This window comes from Pseudomonas citri (assembly GCF_025336485.1).
Lineage (GTDB): Bacteria > Pseudomonadota > Gammaproteobacteria > Pseudomonadales > Pseudomonadaceae > Aquipseudomonas > Aquipseudomonas citri.
This window is the reverse complement of the sequence record NZ_JAODAB010000052.1, coordinates 1-5,496: the sequence shown is the minus strand read 5'-3', so window position 1 is coordinate 5,496 and position 5,496 is coordinate 1. Positions and strand designations below refer to the sequence as shown.

Genomic DNA, 5,496 nt, shown 5'->3' with positions numbered 1-5,496 from the left:
CGGCGATGCATCGTTTCACTTCTGAGTTCGGGATGGGATCAGGTGGTTCCAATGCTCTATGGTCGTCAAGAAATTCTTGAGCTACAGCGTCTTGCGACGTTGCAGCGAATTGGGTATGTGACCGGTGTTTGTGTCTCGAACTTTCGGTTCGTTTCGTCTTCACCGCACCGCAATCTGGCCTGTTCGACGCAAATTGCTTGGGTGTTATATGGTCAAGCCTCACGGGCAATTAGTACAGGTTAGCTCAACGCCTCACAGCGCTTACACACCCTGCCTATCAACGTCGTAGTCTTCGACGGCCCTTCAGGGAGCTCAAGGCTCCAGTGAGATCTCATCTTGAGGCAAGTTTCCCGCTTAGATGCTTTCAGCGGTTATCTTTTCCGAACATAGCTACCCGGCAATGCCACTGGCGTGACAACCGGAACACCAGAGGTTCGTCCACTCCGGTCCTCTCGTACTAGGAGCAGCCCCTCTCAAATCTCAAACGTCCACGGCAGATAGGGACCGAACTGTCTCACGACGTTCTAAACCCAGCTCGCGTACCACTTTAAATGGCGAACAGCCATACCCTTGGGACCGGCTTCAGCCCCAGGATGTGATGAGCCGACATCGAGGTGCCAAACACCGCCGTCGATATGAACTCTTGGGCGGTATCAGCCTGTTATCCCCGGAGTACCTTTTATCCGTTGAGCGATGGCCCTTCCATACAGAACCACCGGATCACTAAGACCTACTTTCGTACCTGCTCGACGTGTCTGTCTCGCAGTCAAGCGCGCTTTTGCCTTTATACTCTACGACCGATTTCCGACCGGTCTGAGCGCACCTTCGTACTCCTCCGTTACTCTTTAGGAGGAGACCGCCCCAGTCAAACTACCCACCATACACTGTCCTCGATCCGGATAACGGACCTGAGTTAGAACCTCAAAGTTGCCAGGGTGGTATTTCAAGGATGGCTCCACGCAGACTGGCGTCCACGCTTCAAAGCCTCCCACCTATCCTACACAAGCAAATTCAAAGTCCAGTGCAAAGCTATAGTAAAGGTTCACGGGGTCTTTCCGTCTAGCCGCGGATACACTGCATCTTCACAGCGATTTCAATTTCACTGAGTCTCGGGTGGAGACAGCGCCGCCATCGTTACGCCATTCGTGCAGGTCGGAACTTACCCGACAAGGAATTTCGCTACCTTAGGACCGTTATAGTTACGGCCGCCGTTTACCGGGGCTTCGATCAAGAGCTTCGCGTTAGCTAACCCCATCAATTAACCTTCCGGCACCGGGCAGGCGTCACACCCTATACGTCCACTTTCGTGTTTGCAGAGTGCTGTGTTTTTAATAAACAGTCGCAGCGGCCTGGTATCTTCGACCGACGTGGGCTTACGCAGCAAGTGCTTCACCCTCATCGGCGCACCTTCTCCCGAAGTTACGGTGCCATTTTGCCTAGTTCCTTCACCCGAGTTCTCTCAAGCGCCTTGGTATTCTCTACCCAACCACCTGTGTCGGTTTGGGGTACGGTTCCTGGTTATCTGAAGCTTAGAAGCTTTTCTTGGAAGCATGGCATCAACCACTTCGTCACCCAAAGGGTAACTCGTCATCAGCTCTCGGCCTTGAAACCCCGGATTTACCTAAGATTTCAGCCTACCACCTTAAACTTGGACAACCAACGCCAAGCTGGCCTAGCCTTCTCCGTCCCTCCATCGCAATAACCAGAAGTACAGGAATATTAACCTGTTTTCCATCGACTACGCTTTTCAGCCTCGCCTTAGGGACCGACTAACCCTGCGTCGATTAACGTTGCGCAGGAAACCTTGGTCTTTCGGCGTGGGTGTTTTTCACACCCATTGTCGTTACTCATGTCAGCATTCGCACTTCTGATACCTCCAGCAAGCTTCTCAACTCACCTTCACAGGCTTACAGAACGCTCCTCTACCGCATCACTTACGTGATACCCGTAGCTTCGGTGTATGGTTTGAGCCCCGTTACATCTTCCGCGCAGGCCGACTCGACTAGTGAGCTATTACGCTTTCTTTAAAGGGTGGCTGCTTCTAAGCCAACCTCCTAGCTGTCTAAGCCTTCCCACATCGTTTCCCACTTAACCATAACTTTGGGACCTTAGCTGACGGTCTGGGTTGTTTCCCTTTTCACGACGGACGTTAGCACCCGCCGTGTGTCTCCCATGCTCGGCACTTGTAGGTATTCGGAGTTTGCATCGGTTTGGTAAGTCGGGATGACCCCCTAGCCGAAACAGTGCTCTACCCCCTACAGTGATACATGAGGCGCTACCTAAATAGCTTTCGAGGAGAACCAGCTATCTCCGAGCTTGATTAGCCTTTCACTCCGATCCACAGGTCATCCGCTAACTTTTCAACGGTAGTCGGTTCGGTCCTCCAGTCAGTGTTACCTAACCTTCAACCTGCCCATGGATAGATCGCCCGGTTTCGGGTCTATTCCCAGCGACTAGACGCCCTATTAAGACTCGCTTTCGCTACGCCTCCCCTATTCGGTTAAGCTCGCCACTGAAAATAAGTCGCTGACCCATTATACAAAAGGTACGCAGTCACAGAACAAAGTCTGCTCCCACTGCTTGTACGCATACGGTTTCAGGATCTATTTCACTCCCCTCTCCGGGGTTCTTTTCGCCTTTCCCTCACGGTACTGGTTCACTATCGGTCAGTCAGTAGTATTTAGCCTTGGAGGATGGTCCCCCCATATTCAGACAAAGTTTCTCGTGCTCCGTCCTACTCGATTTCATGACCAAGAGATTTTCGCGTACAGGGCTATCACCCACTATGGCCGCACTTTCCAGAGCGTTCCGCTAATCTCAAAGCCACTTAAGGGCTAGTCCCCGTTCGCTCGCCACTACTAAGGGAATCTCGGTTGATTTCTTTTCCTCAGGGTACTTAGATGTTTCAGTTCCCCTGGTTCGCCTCTTGCACCTATGTATTCAGTGCAAGATAACCAGCTTATGCTGGCTGGGTTCCCCCATTCAGAGATCTCCGGATCAAAGTCTGTTTGCCGACTCCCCGAAGCTTTTCGCAGGCTACCACGTCTTTCATCGCCTCTGACTGCCAAGGCATCCACCGTATGCGCTTCTTCACTTGACCATATAACCCCAAGCAATCTGGTTATACTGTGAAGACGACATTCGCCGAAAATTCGATCTGACTCTCGCGAGCCAATCACAAATTTTACCTTAGCCTGATCACCACCAGTGAAAGTGGATCACAGTCTATCTTTCTATCACATACCCAAATTTTTAAAGAACGATCTGATCAAAGACCAGAAATCAACATTCACCATCGCCTGGATGGAATGCTCATTTCTAAGCTCTAAACGGTTGCGCCAATCTGTATGGTGGAGCCTCTGTAATGGTGGAGCCAAGCGGGATCGAACCGCTGACCTCCTGCGTGCAAGGCAGGCGCTCTCCCAGCTGAGCTATGGCCCCGTATCCGGGGACACCATGAAATTGGTGGGTCTGGGCAGATTCGAACTGCCGACCTCACCCTTATCAGGGGTGCGCTCTAACCAACTGAGCTACAGACCCAATCGTCTTCTTCAATGAATCAAGCAATTCGTGTGGGAGCTCATGAAGCCGCTGCCGTCGTCGATTAAGGAGGTGATCCAGCCGCAGGTTCCCCTACGGCTACCTTGTTACGACTTCACCCCAGTCATGAATCACACCGTGGTAACCGTCCCCCCGAAGGTTAGACTAGCTACTTCTGGTGCAACCCACTCCCATGGTGTGACGGGCGGTGTGTACAAGGCCCGGGAACGTATTCACCGCGACATTCTGATTCGCGATTACTAGCGATTCCGACTTCACGCAGTCGAGTTGCAGACTGCGATCCGGACTACGATCGGTTTTGTGGGATTAGCTCCACCTCGCGGCTTGGCAACCCTCTGTACCGACCATTGTAGCACGTGTGTAGCCCAGGCCGTAAGGGCCATGATGACTTGACGTCATCCCCACCTTCCTCCGGTTTGTCACCGGCAGTCTCCTTAGAGTGCCCACCATAACGTGCTGGTAACTAAGGACAAGGGTTGCGCTCGTTACGGGACTTAACCCAACATCTCACGACACGAGCTGACGACAGCCATGCAGCACCTGTCTCAATGCTCCCGAAGGCACCAATCCATCTCTGGAAAGTTCATTGGATGTCAAGGCCTGGTAAGGTTCTTCGCGTTGCTTCGAATTAAACCACATGCTCCACCGCTTGTGCGGGCCCCCGTCAATTCATTTGAGTTTTAACCTTGCGGCCGTACTCCCCAGGCGGTCAACTTAATGCGTTAGCTGCGCCACTAAAGTCTCAAGGACCCCAACGGCTAGTTGACATCGTTTACGGCGTGGACTACCAGGGTATCTAATCCTGTTTGCTCCCCACGCTTTCGCACCTCAGTGTCAGTATCAGTCCAGGTGGTCGCCTTCGCCACTGGTGTTCCTTCCTATATCTACGCATTTCACCGCTACACAGGAAATTCCACCACCCTCTACCATACTCTAGCTCGACAGTTTTGAATGCAGTTCCCAGGTTGAGCCCGGGGCTTTCACATCCAACTTAACGAACCACCTACGCGCGCTTTACGCCCAGTAATTCCGATTAACGCTTGCACCCTCTGTATTACCGCGGCTGCTGGCACAGAGTTAGCCGGTGCTTATTCTGTCGGTAACGTCAAAATTGCAGAGTATTAATCTACAACCCTTCCTCCCAACTTAAAGTGCTTTACAATCCGAAGACCTTCTTCACACACGCGGCATGGCTGGATCAGGCTTTCGCCCATTGTCCAATATTCCCCACTGCTGCCTCCCGTAGGAGTCTGGACCGTGTCTCAGTTCCAGTGTGACTGATCATCCTCTCAGACCAGTTACGGATCGTCGCCTTGGTGAGCCATTACCTCACCAACTAGCTAATCCGACCTAGGCTCATCTGATAGCGCAAGGCCCGAAGGTCCCCTGCTTTCTCCCGTAGGACGTATGCGGTATTAGCGTCCGTTTCCGGACGTTATCCCCCACTACCAGGCAGATTCCTAGGCATTACTCACCCGTCCGCCGCTCTCAAGAGGTGCAAGCACCTCTCTACCGCTCGACTTGCATGTGTTAGGCCTGCCGCCAGCGTTCAATCTGAGCCATGATCAAACTCTTCAGTTCAAACATCGTTGGGTTTTGAGAAAACCCTAAACTTGGCTCAGCAATCGTTGGTTACATCTTTGATTTCTCGCGGAGTAACTTGTGATGCTGATAATCTGTTGACTAGCAGTCTGACTTCACAAGCACCCACACGAATTGCTTGATTCAGTTGTTAAAGAGCGGTGGGTTGAGCCTTTCGTCTCAACCGAGGCGCGCATTCTACAGCGCCCCGTGTATCTGTCAAGCGGTTATTTTCAGAAGTTTTCAAAATTTTGCTTTGAAAACCTGAACAACTTCAACCACTTGCGCTTTCGATCTCTCGTCAGCGGGAGGCGAATTCTACAGCGTTACTCGCTGCTGTCAACACCTCTTTTT

Annotated in this window: 2 tRNA genes and 3 rRNA genes; all 5 read right to left on the bottom strand. The window is 52.0% G+C overall.

The annotated features are described in order from the left end of the window. Positions 1 to 70 (bottom strand): 5S ribosomal RNA (gene rrf, locus N4Q37_RS27585); the annotation flags it as partial. A 138-nt stretch (positions 71 to 208) separates the two neighbouring features. After that, a 23S ribosomal RNA gene (locus tag N4Q37_RS27580) occupies positions 209 to 3,100 on the bottom strand. Between the two features lie 265 nt (positions 3,101 to 3,365). Then, positions 3,366 to 3,441 (bottom strand) — tRNA-Ala (locus N4Q37_RS27575). A 22-nt stretch (positions 3,442 to 3,463) separates the two neighbouring features. Then, a tRNA-Ile gene (locus N4Q37_RS27570) sits at positions 3,464 to 3,540 on the bottom strand. Positions 3,541 to 3,605: 65 nt separating this feature from the next. Then, a 16S ribosomal RNA gene (locus N4Q37_RS27565) occupies positions 3,606 to 5,142 on the bottom strand. Positions 5,143 to 5,496: the final 354 nt, after the last annotated feature.